Genomic DNA, 17326 nt, shown 5'->3' on the forward strand with positions numbered 1-17326 from the left:
CGGAACGACGGATGCCGGCGTGCCTGAGTCCGTCGCGTGTTCGTTCAACAGGTCAACCGCGCGTGTGCAGGATGCCCGGGGTCATGGCGGTCCTGTGGAACGCCGGTTGACCTGTTGACGGGCGGCCGCGCAAGGACGGATGCCCGGCGCCCCAGTCCGTCGCGTGTTCGTTCAACAGGTCAACCGCGCTTATGCAGGATGCCCGGGGCCGTGGTGGTCCTGTGGAAGGCCGGTTGACCTGTTGAACGGTGAGTTGACGGGCGGCGGCACAACGACGGATGCCGGCGTGCCTCAGTCCGCAGCGTGTTCGTTCAACAGGTCAACCGCGCGTGTGCAGGATGCCCGGGGTCGTGGTGGTCCTGCGGAACGCCGGTTGACCTGTTGACGGGCGGCCGCGCAAGGACGGATGCCGGCGCGCCCCAGTCCGTCGCGTGTTCGTTCAACAGGTCAACCGCGCGTGTGCAGGATGCCCGGGGTCGTGGTGGTCCTGTGGAAGGCCGGTTGACCTGTTGAACGGCGAGTGGCGGGACCGAGCGCGACGGGTCAGCGCGGCTCGGGCACGAGTGGGACGACGTCGGCGGTGGCCAGCCGTCCGGATTGCGCGGTCACCGGCTGCACCGGTCCGGTGAGGCCGATCCGCACCTCCGTCTCGCGTTCCGCGCAGGAAGGCCCGACCCACAGGTCCACGTCTCCGGGCTCGACGATGCGATGTCCGTCCCGACCGGTGAACGCCAGTCGCGCCGCGGGCACCGCGAACGTCACGGTCGCCGACGCCCCCGGCTCGAGCGTCACCCGCTGGTAGGCGAGGAGCTGGGCCACAGGCCGGGTGACCGACCCCACGAGGTCTCGCGCATAGAGCTGGACGACGTCCGTTCCGGCGCGATCGCCGGTGTTCGTCACCCGCACGCTCGCCGTGATGGTCCCGTCCGTGGGGGTCGGCGATGCGGTGAGGTCGTCGTGGGCGAACGTCGTGTACGTCAGCCCGAACCCGAAGGGGAGCGCCGGCGTGTTGTCGGCGCTGGTGATCTCGGTCGGCCCTCCGAGCACGGGGTGCAGGTAGGTGTACGGCTGGGCGCCGGCCGATCGGGGCAGCGACACCGGGAGCCGGCCGGATGGCGAGCGGTCGCCCGCGATGATGCCCGCCAGGGCCGGGGCGCCCTCCTCGCCGGGGAAGAAGGCCTGAAGCACCGCGGCGGCAGCGGACGGTCCTTGCAGCATCCACCCGATGGCGTACGGGCGGCCCGAGACGACCACCACGACAGTGGGGGTGCCGGTCGCGATGACTGCCTCGACCAGGCGCCGCTGCACTCCCGGCAGCTCCAGGTCGTCGACGTCGTTCCCCTCGCCGACGGTGCCACGCCCGAACAGCCCGGCCCGGTCGCCGACGACCACGACGGCGACGTCCGCCTCGGTCGCGGCATCCACCGCGGCCGCGATGCCCGCCGGGTCGGGGTCCTCCACGTCGCAGCCGCGCTCGACGAGGACCGCGGCATCCGGGAACTGCGCCCGCAGCGACTGCGCGATCGTGGGGATCTCGAAGCCGAGCAACACGCCGGGATGGTGTGCCAGCACGTGGTTGGCGAACGAGTAGCAGCCCATCAGCGACTCCGCCGCATCGGCGTTCGGACCGAGCAGCGCGATCGTTCGCGGCGCAGCCAGCGGAAGCACGCCGTCGTTGCGCAGCAGCACGATGGACTCCTCCGCAGCGCGGCGGGCAAGCTCCCGCAGCTCGGGTCCATCCAGGTCGACGGCGGCCGGCGGCGCGGAGGAGTCCTCGTCGAGAAGGCCGAGCTCCTCCTTCTGCGAGAGCACCCGCAGCACGGCGCGGTCGACGAGAGCCACCTCGTCCGGGTACGCGGCGAGGCGCTCGCGCAACGGCTCGACGAAGGCGTCGCCGGTGGGCAGCTCGACGTCGATCCCGGCGCGCAGCGCAAGCACGGCCGCCTCGCCCAGATCCGCCGCGACGCCGTGCAGCGTGTGCAGGAAGGCGACCGAGAAGTAGTCCGCCACGACCGTGCCGTCGAATCCCCACTCGTCGCGGAGGATGCCGGTGAGAAGCCCCTCGTCCGACGCGACCGGGACACCGTCGATCTCGGCGTACGAGTTCATGACCGACCGCACCCCGCCGTCGCGCACGGCCATCTCGAACGGCGGCAGCATGAGGTCCTGGAGCCGGCGCCGGCCCATGTGGACCGGCGCGTGGTTGCGGCCGGCCTGCGACGCGGAGTATCCCGCGAAGTGCTTCAGCGTCGCGTGGACGCCGGCAGACTGCACGCCGCGCACGTACGCGGTGCCGATCGTGCCGACGACGTAGGGGTCCTCGGCGATGCACTCGTCCACGCGGCCCCAACGCGGGTCGGTCACGACATCGAGCACCGGCGCCAGACCCTGGTGGATGCCGAGCTGCGCCATGGTGCGTCCGATCGCCGCACCGATCTCCTCGGTCAGGTCGGGGTCGAAGGCTGCGCCCCACGCCAGCGGGGTGGGGAACGTCGCCGCCTTCCACGCCGCGAGGCCGGTCAGGCACTCCTCGTGCACGATGGCGGGGATGCCGAGCCTCGTCTCCTCCCGAAGCCTGCGCTGCTCGCGCCAGAGCCACTCCGCACGTTCGACCGGGTCCACCGGCCGCGTGCCGTAGACGCGGGTGAGGTGCCCGATGCCGTGGGTCACGGCATCCTCGTATCGGGTCGAGGTCGCCATCTCGTTGGCCATCGGCGCGACGATCTCGTCGCCCTGGTCCACCCAGTACCCGACCAGCTGGGCGAGCTTCTCCTCAAGGGTCATCTGCGCGTGCAACGACCGCACCCGCTCGGAGACCGGCGGGAAATCCACCCCGCTCATCCCTTGACCGCCCCCGTGAGACCGCCGACGATGCGACGCTCGAACAGGCTGAAGAACGCCAGCGCCGGGATCATCGACAGCGACGTGAAGGCGAGCACCTTGGCCGTATCGACCGAGTACTGCGACGAGAACGCCTGCACACCCAGCGGCAGCGTGAAGTTCGCGCTGTCGTTGAGGAGGAACAGGGGCAGCAGGTAGCTGTTCCAGCTGCCGATGAAGGCGAGGATGCCGACGGTGATGACGCCCGGGACAGCCAGCGGCAGCACCATGCGCCAGAAGAAGCCCAGACGGCTGCAGCCATCGATGAACGCCGCCTCTTCGATCTCGTCGGGGATCGCGCGGAGGAACGGCACCAGGATGATGATCGTCGTCGGCAGCGCGAACGCGATCTGGGGAAGGATGACCCCGCCGAGGGAGTTGATGAGCCCGATGTCGCGCACGACGATGTACAGGGGCGTGATGGCGACGGTGATCGGGAACATGAGGCCGGCCGCGAACAGGGCATACATGGCGCCCCGGCCGCGGAAGCGGTACCGCGCGAGCACGTAGCTGGCCATGAGGCCCAGCGCGATGACGCCCGCGGTCGTGGCGACCGCGACGATGGCGGAGTTGAGCACCTGCTGCCAGAACACGCCGCCGGTCAGCACACCGAGGTAGTTGGCCCACACCCACGGGTCGGGCAGGCCTCCCGGGTCCGTCGTGATCTGCGAGTTGGTGCGGAATCCGCCGAGGATGATGTAGATGACCGGCCCGAGCATCAGCGCGATCACGACGAGCGCGACGAACCACACGGCCGGCGTCGCGCGGCGCATCCGCTGGCGCCGGGGAGCCGGCAGCTCGACGGTCGCCAATGCGGCGGTAGTCATTCGGCGTTCCTTTCGGTGAGGGCGCCCGCCGTGTCGCGGCGAAGCACGAAGCGCTGGTAGACGAGGGCGACGATGAGGGAGATGAGGAAGATCACCACGGCGACGGCGTTGCCGTAGCCGAAGTTGCCGGCGTTGCGGCCGTTGGCCACCATGTAGGTCGCCATCGTCGAGGTGCCCGCCACCGGCGCGACGTACTGCCCCCAGATGATGTAGACGAGATCGAAGAGCTGCAGCGCCCCGATGATGGACAGGAACGCCCAAATGCGCAGGGTCGGCCCGAGCAGCGGGATCGTGATCCGGCGCTGGATCTGCCAGTAGGTGGCGCCATCGATGGCGGCGGCCTCGTAGAGCTCGTCCGGAATGCCTTGCAGACCTGCGAGGAAGAGGATGACCGCGAAGCCCACGTACTTCCAGGTCAGGATCGCGACGAGCGTCCAGATCGCGATGTTCGGGTCGGAGAGCCAGTCGTGGGCGAGCCCTGACAGGCCCCACTTCTCGAGCACGCCGTTCAGGCCGCCGTTGGTGGCCAGCATCAGGCTGAACCCGGTGCCCACGACGACCTCGGCGATGACGTACGGCACGAAGATGAGCACACGGATCACGGACTGCCCGCGCATCTTGCGATTGAGCAGGAGCGCCAGCAGCAGCGCGAGCGGTCCCTGGATGAGGAGCGACGTGACCACGATGAACGCGTTGTGGCCCAGTGCCTCGAGGAATTCGGGGTCGGTGAGGATCGTGATGTAGTTCTTCAACCCGATGAAGTCGACCGCCGGCCCATAGCCGTGCCAGTTGAAGAACCCGTAGTACGCCGCCATGACGACGGGGAAGATGACGAACCCGACGAAGAAGACCATGGCCGGTCCGGCCAGGATCGCGATCTCCAGTCGGCCCTTCCACCCGAGTCCTCGCGGTCGGCGGCGCGGCGACGCCGAGGGCGGCGGTGTGACGCCGCCGCCCCCGGAACGCTGCGCGAGATCCGTCTCCGGGCGATCGTCCGTCTTCGGTGTCTCGCTTGTCTGCATGGGGTGTCGTCCTAGCCCTTCGCGCCGGCCTGGTTGACCGCGTCGATGAGCTCCTGCGGGGAGCTCTGACCGGCCAGCATGTCGACGACGGCCACGTTCAGTGCGTTCCCGACGTTCTGGCCGAGCACCGTGTCGAGCCACTGCGAGACGAACGGCGCCTTGTTGTAGGCCTCGAGGATCTGCTGGAGGTACGGCTCAGTGACGGCCTTCTGCGCTTCGGCGTTGACCGGCGGCGACGAGAACGCCTTGTAGTAGGCCGTCTGCTGGTCGTTCGAGGCGATGAAGTTCAGGAAGTCGACGCACTCCTTCGGAGCCTGAGCGGCGCACGAGTAGCCGTCGAGACCACCCATGATCGATCCGGGCTCGCCCTTGCCGCCGGGCACCTCGGGGAAGGGGTACCAGGCGAGGTCGGGAAGCGGCTTCTCGTCCGGCGTGAGCGAAGCGATCACGCCCGGGTCCCAGGCGCCCATGAGCTCGCCGGCGGCCTTGTGGTTGGCGACCAGACCGGCCGAGCTGCCCGCGCCCTGCTGAGCCGAGGTCGTCAGGAAGCCCTCGTTGAACGGCTCGGTGGCGGCGAACTCCTCGAGATCCTCAGCGGCCTTGAGCCAGCACGGGTCGCTGAAGTCCTTCGAGTCCCCGGTCTCCTCCACGGTCTTGGGAGCGCACTCGCGCAGCGCGAACCAGTAGAACCAGTGCGCGGCGGGCCATGCGTCCTTCGCGCCGAGGGCGAGCGGAGCGACGCCGGTCGCCTTGAGCTTGTCGTTCGCGGCGACGAGCTCGTCGATCGTCGTCGGGTTCTCGGTGATGCCGGCGGCGGTGTAGAGGTCCTGGCTGTAGAAGATCCCACCGGGCAGAACCGACAGCGGCATCGCCCAGATCTTGTCCTGGTAGGTCTCGGCCTTGAAAGAGCCCTCGGAGATGTTCTCTTTGGCCTCGCCCTCGATCTTCCCGGTGAGGTCCATCAGCTGACCGGCCTGCACCATGGCGGCCATCTTGCCGCCGCCGCGCTGCAGGAAGATGTCCGGCGGGTCGCCCGCGTTCAACGAGGTCTGCAGCTTGCCGTCGAGGTCCTCGTTCTGGATCGACTGCATCTTGATCTTGACGTTGGGGTTCTCTTCCTCGAACGCGGCGATCGCGTCCTTCCAGAACTGCTGACCCGGGCCGGTCGTGGAGTTCTGCCAGAGCGTCATCTCCACCGTGCCGTCGCCGTTGTCGCTCGATCCACCGGCGCTGCAGCCGGCGAGCGCGAGCACGCCGGCGACGAGCGCCGCAGATCCGGCGAGGATTCTGTTGCCCTTCATGTGATTCCCGTTCTCTTCGTTGAGGCGCACCTCTGCTGTGCGGTGCGTTGGTCGGCGCGATTGCGCATCGCGCTGTCGGCGTGCGAGCCGAGCGAGAAAAGTCTCAGCGGGCAACAAATCGTTGTCAAACGTTTTCGAAAACGATTTCCAATCCGTTACGCTTTCGAGATCATGAAGCGCCGGCCCACCATCACCGACGTCGCCGCCGCTGCCGGCGTCTCGGTCGCGACCGTTTCGAAGGCGGTTAACGGGCGGTACGGGGTCGCCAGCGAGACCGTCGACCGCGTGCTCGCCGTCGTCGCTGAGCTCGGGTACGAATCGAGCCTCATCGCCAGCAGCATGCGCTCGCGCACGACAGGCGTCATCGGCGTGCTGGTGGCCGACTTCGAGCCGTTCAGCGCGGAGATCCTCAAAGGCGTGGGCGAGGCACTGCGCGACTCGCGCTACGACCTGCTCGCCTACTCCGGCTCCCACGGCGCAGCGGAGGGATGGGAGCGCCGCTCGTTGTCGCGCCTGAGCGGCACCCTGGTGGACGGCGCCATCATGGTCACCCCGACGGTGGTGAACGTCAGCACGGAGGTGCCGCTGGTCGCCATCGACCCCCACACCGGCCCGGCAGACCTCCCCACGGTCGAATGCGACAGCTACGGCGGTGCGCTGCAGGCCACGCGGTACCTCCTGGAGCTCGGCCACACCCGCATCGGCTTCATCGCCGGCCGGCCCGATCTGCGCTCGTCGATCGCCCGTGATGCCGGTTACCGGCGGGCACTCACCGACGCGGGGCTCACGCTGGATCCGGCTCTCGTGGGTTCGGGCAGCTATCAGCCCGATGCGGTTCGCGTGGCCGCCGTCGAGATGCTGCGCCGGGGGGACCGGCCTACGGCGATCTTCGCCGCGAACGACATCTCTGCCATGGAGATCGTGAAGGTCGCCGCGGAGCTCGGGATCGACGTGCCCCGCGACCTTTCGGTCATCGGGTTCGACGACATCCCCGAGGCTTCCAAGACCACGCCGGCGCTCACGACGGTCCGCCAGCCCATGCAGACGCTCGGTGCCGAGGCGGCACGTCTGCTGCTCACCCTGATGGACGGTCACGCCCCCGCGGCCACCCGCGTGACGCTGCCCACGAGACTCGTGCCGCGCGCCACGACGGCGCCGCCCGCCTGAACGGGAGGGCTCAGCCCGGCGAGAAACCCGCGGGGTCGCGCAGCAGGTCGCTGAACGCGGCCTCGGCGGCGCCGATGAGGAGCCGATCCTGCCCGAGCGCCGCCGGCCGGATCTCGAGGTCCTCGCCGTTGGCGGGCATGGTCTGCGCGACCACGGCGCGGGTGAAGCCGTCGAGGTCGTCCGTCGCGAGCATCGCGAGGAATCCGCCGAGCACGACCACCGCGGGATTGAGGACGTTCACCGCGTTGGCCAGCGCAGTGGCGAGGATGCGGCGCTGCCGCGCGACCTCGTCCCGCACCTCGGGGCTGGTCGATGACCGGAGCATGTCGGCCAGCGCCGGCTCGTCGGCGTTGTCGTGCCCGAGGACGGCGAGCAGGCGCGCGCGGCTGACCTCGTCCTCGAGCACCCCGTCCCCGGCGCGGCGGTCGGCGGGGGAGGCGATCCCCGGCCGGTTCTGGCCGAACTCGCCGGAGTAGCCGCGTGCGCCGGAAACCGGCATCCCCTGCACGATGAGTCCCCCGCCGATGCCGCTGGCGCCGCCGTTCAGGTAGACGACGTCGTCGATGCCCCGCGCGGCACCGAACAGGTGCTCGGCGAGCACGCCCATCGTCGCGTCGTTGCCGACCACCGTGGGAAGACCGGTGGCCGTCTCGACCAGCTCCCGCAGGGCGGTGTCGGTCCAGCGCAGGTGGGGCGCATCGCGGACCAGGCCGTCCGAGGCACGCACGAGGCCCGGAACGGCGATTCCCACCCCGGCGAGGGCGGCATCCGCGAGATCGCCGGCGCGCCATGAGTCGAGGCGCTCGCCGATGAGCTCCGCGGTGCGCTCCGGGCCGATGAGGCCCGTCATCTCGACGCGCTCGCGTCGGCGCACCGTCCCGTCCAGGCCCACCGCCGCGATCGTGAGCGCGTCGACCTCGGGGTTGACCGCGATGGCGGTCACCCGCGGGTGCGCCGCGACGAGGGGGGAGGGGCGTCCGACGCGGCGACTCGGGTCCGGCGCGCGCTCCTCCACGAGCCCGAGGCTGACGAGGTCGCCCACGAGGTCCGCGATGGTGGAGCGATTCAGACCCGTCATGCCCGTCAGCGTCGCCCGGGACACCGGACCCTCGAGATGTGCCAGCCGCAGCAGCCGCGAGAGGTTGGCTTGGCGGCTGCCGACGGGCTCGTTCATACCCTCACTGTAGAGGGGCATAGCCGCCGGTCCCCGTCTCATCGCGGCAGGGGTTGCGCTCGGAGAGACGACGCGAAACAATGCGGGAAAGCGGTTGCCCATTGTGGATCGGCGCGATGAGCACCCATTCCCCTCAAACTCGAAGGAGAGTGCGAAGTGCGAACCACACCGCGGAAGCTCGTTCCGCTGACCGTGGCGCTGGCCGTCTGCATCCCCATGGTGGGCGTGAGTCCCGCCGTGGCCGTGGAGCCGGCGAAACGGCCGGCTGAAGCGGCATCCGACCTGCGTCCGATGGAGTATCTGACGCGGGGCCTCGTCGCCGCCCAGGGCGCGGAAGGCATCTTCCTGAGCTGGCGATTCTTGGGCGACGAACCTGACGGCATCTCATGGAACGTCTACCGCAAGGACGGCGACGCCGGCTTCCAGAAGATCGCGACGATCGCGCCGCGAGACGTCCAGCCCGAGAGCGACTACGACACGAACCCCGGTGTGGTGAAGGAGGACGTCACTCCGTCCAACTACACCGACCCCGACGGGACGGTGGCCTCAGTGTACGAGGTGGCGCCGGTCATCGATGGCGTCGAAGGCCTGCGCGCCGGCATGAGCGCACCGATGCTGTCGAGCCTGCCGGGCCAATCGGGGCAGGCCGGTCGGGGCGCCGTGCACTACATCCCGTTGAAGCCGGCCCCCGCACCCGTGCCGCTGGCCCACTTCACGTACCGTGGCCACCGGTTCGGCCCCGGCACGAACCTCAACGCCGCTGACATGGTGATCCCCGATACGGGCGGGCAGAACTGGTATGTGGTGGACATGGACCTGCTGCGGGCATTCCGTGAGCCGCACGACGCCAAGACGCCCGTCACGGCCGAGCAGCTGAGCGGCTGGGTCGCCGCGCTCAACGAGCACAACTCCGAGAACTGGCAGCCCAGCGCTCCGCTGAGCGCCGACGGTCTCATCGGCGACGCCCTGTACGCGGAGCTGGAGGGAAAGTTCATCCAGTACGTCGAGCAGCTCGACAGCGGCACGAAGCTCCCGTATGCGAAGACGCAATCCGGCGCGATCTACACGTCGCAGAGCGCCCCGTACTCGACGCACGACATGACTGTGGGCGACTTCGACGGAGACGGCGAGTACGAGATCGTCGTGAAGTGGCGCAGCACGCAGGTCGACCCGATGTACTCGGAGCCGATCTTCGGCGGCAGCAACACCACCACCGCGCCGGAGTACATCGACGTGTACAAGCAGGACGGCACGCTGCTGTTCCGCGTCGACATGGGCTACAACGTGCGGTCGGCCAACGACCACGAGACGACGCTGTTCGCCGAGGACTTCGACGGCGACGGCACGTCCGAGCTCATGCTGAAGACCGCGCTCGGCACGCGGATCGGCAACTGGGACGAGGCGACGCAGTCGGTCGTCTACCCGGACTCCGGCGTGGTCGGCGGGGAAGATGGCCTGCAGGCGACCACCGATAAGTTCAAGGAGTACTTCGCCACCGGAAACGAGCAGGCGCTGGACACCTACTGGTCGCTGCTAAACAGCTTCAGCATCTCGTACCGCAGCCCCACCGCCGGCGGCGGCAACGACGGACCGAACGATCCGGCACTGAAGCGGTGGATCAAGACGTACCACGTGGGTCCCATCGGCCCGGCGAAGGACGACCAGGAATTCTTCTCGGCCTTCGAATGGGATGCCGCGTCAGGCAAGGGCGTGCTCGTGGACAGCGAGCGGTACCCGTTCCCGTACGAGGCGAGCGTCGACGGCGAGAACTGGGCGATGACCCCAGCCACGCAACGCGGCAACTACTCGTACCTGGCCTTTCCCGGGCCCGGCGCGGGCACCTCGGCGAACGACTACAAGGCGCAGATCATGGCGGAGTCCGAGGCCTACTGGCTGGAGCACCCGTGGAAAGCCGCTTCGTACGGCGATGCACAGGGCAACCGGGCCAACCGTTACGTCGGTGTGGTGGCGGCCCTCGACGGGGTCAACAAGTACGCAGTCTCGCAGCGCGGCTACTACCACCGCACGACCCTCGCCGCCTTCGACATCGTGGACGGCCAGGTGCACCTGCAGGCGAGCTTCGACTCGGCGGACCCGCAGTACTGGTCGCTGGGCGGCACCGCCTACGACTACCAGAACCGTGGGAACCACTTCACGACGTCGGCCGACCTGGACGGCGACGGCTGGGACGAGGTGGTGCTCAAGGCGATGGTCCTGGGCCTGAACGCCGACAAGACCAAGATCCTGCCGAAGGTGCTCAACGGCGATGTGATGCCGACGATCGAGGGCCAGGACGGGGTTCCGCCGGTCCCGGGTGAATTCCAGTTCGCCACCGACGAGGTCCGCAACAACCCGGAGAACGTCTGGGCGCCTCTTCGCCACGGTGACCGCAGCGCGCTGCTGCCGGTCGACAAGGATGACAACATCCGCGAGTGGTCCGGCATGGAGGAGCATCTGCTCGACGACATCCGCACCGGCGTGCACAGCGGCTGGCTTCCCGGTCCTGCCGGCTACGACCCGATGAAGGGCAAGCGGCTGAACGAGAACGGTGAGATCGTCTACGAGAACTCGCTCCTCTACGGCGTCTACGCCGCCAGCGATGACGAGGGCAGTGTCGCGGGCAACTTCTCGAATCGCTGGCCTGGAGCCCAGGCGGGATCCGCCGGAGTCACTCGTGAGGTGCGCAGCATGGTCACCGGCGAGGTGCTGACGACTACGTCCAGCGCTCGCGGCATCCCGCAGGGTCAGAACGCCATCTGGTTCGGCGGCGGTCTGACGCACATGGGGGTCAATGGGGCGACGATCAACAGCATCGACGACCTGACCTTCACGCCGACGTCGTACCTCGCGACCGGCCTTACGTCGACGGGCAACAAGAGCACCCCGACGCTCAAGGCCGATCTGTTCGGCGACTGGCGCGAGGAGCTGGTGCTGCGCGCCAGCGGCAACCGGCTGGGCATCGTCACGACGCTGGCCCCCACCGAGTACGGCATCCGCACGCTGATGCACGACCCGATGTACCGCAACGGCGTGGCCAACAAGAACACCGGCTACGACCAGGTCGGCTTCGCCAGCTTCTACCTCGGCGACGAGGCGGAGCTGCCGTCGCAGCGCACCGATATCGCGGTGCCGTCGATGCTGCCGTCGCAGGTGACCGTGTCGGTGCCGCGCACCGAGGTCGTCTCGAAGCAGCGGGTGCCCGTCACGGTCTCGGTGGATGCCCCCATCACGGTCAGCGGCGCGACGGTGCGACTCCTGCTGGACGGCACGCCCGTCGGGGAGCCGGTCGAGCTCGACAAGCGCGGCGTCGCCCGGTTGCACATCGGACCGCTGGAGGCGGGGACGCACCAGCTCACGGCCGAGTTCACCGGGGTGCCGCGAAGCGGAGCCGGCGTCGACGGCGTGGCACCCTCGGTGAGTGAGCCGGTCACCCTGACGGTGCGAGCCGTCGGGCCCGGCAAAGGCTGAGCACACCCTGACGCGGTGGGGTCGGTTCGGACCGGCCCCACCGCGTACGTGGATCCAGGCGCTGGCGCCTTCCGTGCCGGCCGGGGTCAGGGGTCGGGAGGGGTCGGCGCGCTCGGGGTTGACGGGCGAGAGCCACCCGATCGCCGTCGCGAAGTCCAGCGTCTGCAGCACCTCGACGGCGCGGTCGTATCGCGGTCCCGCGAGCACGACGAACACGGCGCCGACCACGTCGATGAAGCCGACCGCGTCACCGCCGACGGTGACCAGGTACCGATCGATGTCGACGCGGTCCCATTGCACGTTCGCCGACTCGGGCGCGGGCGGCTGCGGCCGACGGCTCGGCAGTTCCTTCAGCGACGGCACCGTCCGCGAACGCAGTGCGCCCCGTCGTACCGGAGAGGTCGGTCTCTCGAGCACCATCGGGATCTCCTCTCCTCGTGAATGATCCTGGTCCCACCAAGATTTCGGTGCACGGGGCTTGACGCGCGCGGCACCGTACGGGTAGGGCGTCGCGGAGCCCAGGGGGAACGGATGCCGGCGCTGCGCTGCTCGCGCTGGACGCGGCATCCGTTCTGGTATAGGTTGTCGTCAGCAACATTTCCCGCAAAGGAGCGTCATGCCCACCCCCACTCGCGACGACAAGTTCTCGTTCGGACTCTGGACGATCGGCTACAACGGCACCGATCCCTTCGGCGGCCCGACCCGGCCCGCGCTGGACGTCGTGCACGCCGTCGAGAAGCTCGCCGAGCTCGGCGCCTACGGTCTGACGTTCCATGACGACGACCTGTTCGCCTTCGGCTCGAGCGACGCCGAGCGTCAGACGCAGATCGACCGCCTCAAGGGCGCGCTGGCCGACACCGGCCTCATCGTGCCGATGGTCACGACCAACCTCTTCTCCGCTCCTGTGTTCAAGGACGGCGGCTTCACCTCCAACGACCGCGCCGTGCGCCGGTACGCGCTGCGCAAGGTCTTCCGCCAGCTCGACCTCGGCGCCGAGCTCGGTGCCAAGACCTTCGTCATGTGGGGCGGGCGCGAGGGCGCCGAGTACGACTCGGCGAAGGACATCCGTGCGGCGCTGGAGCGCTACCGCGAGGCCGTCAACATCCTGGGACAGTACGTCGTCGACAAGGGCTACGACATCCGCTTCGCGATCGAGCCGAAGCCGAACGAGCCCCGCGGCGACATCCTGCTGCCGACCCTGGGTCACGCCATCGCGTTCATCGACTCGCTCGAGCGCCCGGAGCTGGTGGGCCTGAACCCCGAGGTCGGCCACGAGCAGATGGCCGGTCTCAACTTCGCGGCCGGCATCGCACAGGCGCTGTACCACGGCAAGCTCTTCCACATCGACCTGAACGGTCAGCGCGGCATCAAGTACGACCAGGACCTGGTCTTCGGCCACGGCGACCTGCACAACGCGTTCGCGCTGGTGGACCTGCTCGAGAACGGCGGCCCCGGCGGTGTGCCGGCGTACGACGGCCCCCGCCACTTCGACTACAAGCCCTCGCGCACCGAGGACGAGACCGGCGTGTGGGATTCCGCCGCCGCCAACATGCGCACCTACCTGCTGCTCAAGGAGCGTGCCGCGGCCTTCCGCGCCGATCCCGAGGTGCAGGAGGCGCTCGAGGCCGCACGCGTTCCCGAACTCTCGGTGCCGACGCTCGGCGAGGGCGAGACCTACGAGGACTTCCTCGCCGACCGCTCCGCTTATGAGGACTTCGACGCGAACGCCTACCTGGGCGGCAAGGGCTTCGGGTTCGTCCGGCTGCAGCAGCTCGCGACCGAGCACCTGCTCGGCGCCCGCGGCTGACCCTCCGGTCCCCCCCGGTCTCCACCCGAACCCGAACCCGAACCCTCCGTCTCCGCGAGACTTCATCGGGGCGCCCAGACTGCATGCGAGTGCTGCAGTCTCGGCGCCCCACTGAAGTCTCGCGGGGAGGACACGCGTGAAGGAGCGCACATGAGCCTCGTCATGGGAGTCGACTCGTCGACCCAGTCGTGCAAGGTCGTGATCACGGACTCCGAGGCGGGCACCGTCGTCCGGCAGGGACGCGCGTCGCACCCCGACGGCACGTCGGTGGACCCCCAGGCCTGGTGGACGGCGCTGCAGACGGCGATCGCCGACGCGGGCGGCCTCGACGACGTCGAGGCGTGGGCGATCGGCGGACAGCAGCACGGCATGGTCGTGCTCGACGCCGACGGGCGGGTGATCCGCGACGCGCTGCTGTGGAACGACACCCGGTCCGCCGGCGCGGCCGCCGACCTGACGGCCGAGTTCGGCGCCGAGGAGCTCGCCCGTCGCACGGGCCTCGTGCCCGTGGCATCCTTCACGATCACGAAGCTGCGCTGGCTGCGCGACCAGGAGCCCGACAACGCCGCGCGCGTCGCGGCCGTCGCCCTGCCGCACGACTGGCTGACGTGGCGGCTGCGCGGCTTCGGCCCCGAGGGCGAGGCACCCCGCGGCCCCGTGCTCGACGAGCTCATCACCGACCGCTCCGACGCCTCGGGGACCGGGTACTGGAACCCCCAGACCGGTGGCTACGACCGCGAGCTGCTGATCGCCGCGCTCGGGCGCGACGCCGTTCTGCCGCGCGTGCTCGGACCGGACGAGTGGGTGACGGATGCCGCCGGCCGGCGTGTCGGCGGGGGTGCCGGCGACAACGCGGGCGCAGCCCTGGGGCTCGGGGCCGGGCCCGGCGACGTGGTGGTGTCGATCGGCACGAGCGGGACGGTCTTCGCGGTGAGCGAGGAGCGCACGATCGACCCCACCGGGACGGTCGCGGGCTTCGCGGACTGCACCGGCCGGTTCCTCCCGCTGGTGGCGACGCTCAACGCCGCCCGCGTGCTCGACGCGATCGCTCGCCTCCTCGGCGTCGACCACGCCGAGCTCTCCCGCCTCGCTCTCGCGGCCGAACCCGGCGCCGGCGGACTGACCCTGGTGCCGTACTTCGAGGGCGAGCGCACCCCGAACCTTCCCGACGCGACTGCGTCGCTGACGGGCATGACGCTCGCCTCGACGACCCGCGAGAACCTGGCGCGCGCCGCCGTGGAGGGCATGCTGTCCGGTCTGGCGGCGGGCCTGGAGGCCCTCCGCGGTCTCGGGGTGCCGCTGGAGCGCGCGCTGCTCGTGGGCGGCGGCGCGCAGTCCGAAGCGGTGCGGCAGATCGCTCCGCTCGTGCTCGGGCTGCCGGTCGAGGTGCCGGAGCCCGGAGAGTACGTCGCGCGAGGAGCGGCACGGCAGGCGGCATCCGTTCTCGCGTCCTGAGGTCGCTGCGCCGGGCGGCCGGGACCATGCAGACCGCCGCGGTGCAGATGCATCGAACGACCGATGTATCGCGGTGGGCGGCATCCGTGTCTTCCCTGTATGGACGCAGCGATGGTCGCCGGCACGGTCTCGACCGTGTTGTTCGCCATGGCGAACCTGCCGATGGTGATCAAGGCGCTGCGCTCGCGCGATCTCCGCTCGTACAGCGCGAGCGCGCTCGTCCTCGGCAACGCCGGCAACGTCGTCCATACGGTGTACGTGTTGAGCCTGCCGTTCGGCCCGATCTGGGTGCTGCACGGGTTCTATCTCGTGACGATGGCGATCATGCTGATCCTCTTCGCGGTGTCGGCGCACACGTCGCCCCCAGAGGGGGTGCCGCAGCCGTCGTCCCGCCGCTTCGCGCGTCGTGCGGCGGTACCATTCCGGCATGGCGGACACCACCGCCGTGCTCGAGAGGGCGCGAGCGGCATATCGGTCCGGTGACTGGAAGACGGCGCGTGACGGGTTCACGGTGGCGCGTGCCGATGATGCGGCCACCGGTGCCGACCTGCGGGCGCTGGCATCGTGCGAATGGTGGCTGGGCGACCAGCGCTCCTGCCTCGAGCACCTCGAGGCCGCGTTCCGAGTGCTCTCCCGCGACGGTGACGAGGTGGCGGCGGCGGAGACGGCGCTCGTCATCGCGCAGGTGCGCCTGACATGAGCACGCCGGTGGCCGCGTCGGCTGAGCGCACGTCCGGCATCCGCAGCGTGCCGACGAGTACGTGGCAGACGACGGATGCCGCGACCGATGTCGCCCGCCTCGCCTCTCGGCGAGCAGGTGCACCGAATCGTGCAGATGCGTGGCGAACGGGATTGCGCGGTTCTGCCGACGCGCGTGCCCCTCACGCTCCCTAGCGTCGCTCTCAGACGCAACGCACCCACCAAGGAGACGACATGTCGACGACGGGCGAGACCACGCATTCCACCTCGATAGAAGCCCCCGCGACCGCGGCATCGGCCGATCCGGAGGCAGCGGAAGGGGCGGCCGCAGCCGCGTTCGCGGACCGGATCATGGGCGCCACGCTCGGATGGTTCGACCTGATGGCGATCCATCTCGGCTCGCAGCTCGGCTGGTATGCCGAGCTGGCAAGAACCGACGGCCTGGCCGCCACCGAGCTCGCCGAGCGCACCGGCTCCGACGCCCGCTACGCCCGTGAGTGGCTGGAGCAGCAGGCGGCGAGCGGCATCCTTCGCGTTCGAGAAGCCGGCGACCTCGCGGCCCGTCCGCTCGTCGCGGCGGCTGACATCGAGACGGTGGCGCAAAGCACGAGCGGAGTGGCCGATTCGGCCTCCGACCGGCGATTCCTTCTCGCTCCCGGCGTCGCGGAAGTGCTGCTCGATCACCGGAGCCTGTCGTTTCTCGAGCCGCTGGCGCGGATGGCAGCCGCTTCGGCCGTCCAGCTGGACGCCCTCGTGGAGGTGTATCGTTCCGGCGGTGGCGTGAGCTGGGAGCAGCTGGGCCGGCACGCGCGAGAGGCGCAGGCAGACATGAATCGGCCGTGGTTCGATCGGCTGCCCGACGTCGTGGCTGGTATCGAGCGCGTGGATGAGGTCCTCAGGCGACCGGGCGCGCGCATCGCCGACCTGGGCTCTGGAGGAGGGTGGTCGTCGATCGCGCTGGCCCGCGCGTATCCCGACCTTCACGTGGTGGGCTTCGACATCGACCAGCCGTCGGTCGAGGCGGCGCGGCGGAACGCTGCGGCGGCCGGAGTGGAGGACCGCGTGCAGTTCCTGCTGCGCGACGCGGCGCAGGTCTCCGCAGAGGGGCCCTTCGACGGCGTCTTCGCGTTCGAGTGCCTTCACGACATGCCGCATCCCGTCCAGGTCCTGACCGCGGCACGGCAAGCGGTGACTGCCGACGGGTTCGTCGTGATCATGGACGAGGCCGCGCAGGAGCGGTTCGCTCCGAACGCGGGCGACCTCGAGCGGCTGCTGTACGGGTTCAGCCTGTTCGTCTGCCTCCCCGACGGCATGTCGCATCAGCCTTCGGCCGGCACCGGCACGGTGATGCGGCCAGCGACCCTGCGCGACTACGCACGGGCGGCCGGATGGAGTGACATCCGCGTCGTCGTCCCCGAGTTCGGGCTCTGGCGGTTCTACGAACTGGTGTGAGCCGCGCGTCCCGAGCAGGTCTCGACGGCCTCCGCCGGACCAGCCGCCTGCGAAGGTGGTGGGCGCGTGCGCCC

The 17326-nt window shown here is 69.8% G+C and carries 12 protein-coding genes; 7 read left to right on the forward strand and 5 right to left on the reverse strand.

Annotated elements, in window-relative coordinates:
- Positions 1-543: 543 nt before the first annotated feature.
- From C9992_RS15125 to C9992_RS15140, 4 genes are read right to left on the reverse strand one after another with little or no spacing between them, the layout of a single operon-like run.
- Positions 544-2841, reverse strand: coding sequence for a beta-xylosidase/alpha-l-arabinosidase (locus C9992_RS15125; protein ID WP_106816481.1), 2298 nt, complete (start codon positions 2839-2841; stop codon positions 544-546).
- Entirely contained in the window at positions 2838-3653 is an 816-nt protein-coding gene (locus C9992_RS15130) for a carbohydrate ABC transporter permease (protein WP_235008283.1), read from the reverse strand. Before C9992_RS15130 ends, C9992_RS15125 begins: the two co-directional genes overlap by 4 nt.
- Positions 3654-3703: 50 nt before the next feature.
- Positions 3704-4729, reverse strand: a complete 1026-nt coding sequence (locus C9992_RS15135) for a carbohydrate ABC transporter permease (protein WP_106816483.1) — start codon at positions 4727-4729, stop codon at positions 3704-3706.
- Between the two features lie 11 nt (positions 4730-4740).
- On the reverse strand, positions 4741-6030 hold the full coding sequence (locus C9992_RS15140) for an ABC transporter substrate-binding protein (protein WP_106816484.1): 1290 nt from the start codon (positions 6028-6030) through the stop codon (positions 4741-4743).
- Between the two features lie 171 nt (positions 6031-6201).
- Between C9992_RS15140 and C9992_RS15145 the strand changes: the two genes are divergently transcribed.
- The gene (locus tag C9992_RS15145; protein WP_106816485.1) at positions 6202-7197 is read left to right on the forward strand and encodes a LacI family DNA-binding transcriptional regulator; all 996 of its coding nucleotides are present in this window, start codon (positions 6202-6204) and stop codon (positions 7195-7197) included.
- Between the two features lie 10 nt (positions 7198-7207).
- Here C9992_RS15145 and C9992_RS15150 read toward each other — a convergent pair whose 3' ends face one another.
- Entirely contained in the window at positions 7208-8371 is a 1164-nt protein-coding gene (locus C9992_RS15150) for an ROK family protein (RefSeq protein ID WP_106816486.1), read from the reverse strand.
- 156 nt (positions 8372-8527) lie between these two features.
- Between C9992_RS15150 and C9992_RS15155 the strand changes: the two genes are divergently transcribed.
- From C9992_RS15155 to C9992_RS15185, 6 genes are all read left to right on the forward strand, one after another.
- The gene (locus C9992_RS15155; protein WP_106816487.1) at positions 8528-11839 is read left to right on the forward strand and encodes a rhamnogalacturonan lyase family protein; all 3312 of its coding nucleotides are present in this window, start codon (positions 8528-8530) and stop codon (positions 11837-11839) included.
- 616 nt (positions 11840-12455) lie between these two features.
- Positions 12456-13646 (forward strand): xylose isomerase, encoded by a 1191-nt coding sequence (gene xylA / locus C9992_RS15165; RefSeq protein ID WP_106816488.1) that lies wholly within the window; start codon positions 12456-12458, stop codon positions 13644-13646.
- Positions 13647-13796: 150 nt separating this feature from the next.
- Positions 13797-15101: a xylulokinase gene (gene xylB, locus C9992_RS15170; protein WP_106816489.1), complete on the forward strand. Its 1305-nt coding sequence runs from the start codon at positions 13797-13799 to the stop codon at positions 15099-15101.
- 99 nt (positions 15102-15200) lie between these two features.
- Positions 15201-15584: a hypothetical protein gene (locus C9992_RS18265; protein WP_200826359.1), complete on the forward strand. Its 384-nt coding sequence runs from the start codon at positions 15201-15203 to the stop codon at positions 15582-15584.
- Entirely contained in the window at positions 15529-15801 is a 273-nt protein-coding gene (locus tag C9992_RS15180) for a hypothetical protein (RefSeq protein WP_146145341.1), read from the forward strand. Before C9992_RS18265 ends, C9992_RS15180 begins: the two co-directional genes overlap by 56 nt.
- A gap of 233 nt (positions 15802-16034) precedes the next feature.
- The gene (locus C9992_RS15185; protein ID WP_106816491.1) at positions 16035-17252 is read left to right on the forward strand and encodes an SAM-dependent methyltransferase; all 1218 of its coding nucleotides are present in this window, start codon (positions 16035-16037) and stop codon (positions 17250-17252) included.
- The last annotated feature ends 74 nt before the right edge of the window (positions 17253-17326 follow it).

The sequence above is a fragment of the Microbacterium timonense genome (assembly GCF_900292075.1).
Taxonomy (GTDB): Bacteria; Actinomycetota; Actinomycetes; order Actinomycetales; family Microbacteriaceae; genus Microbacterium; species Microbacterium timonense.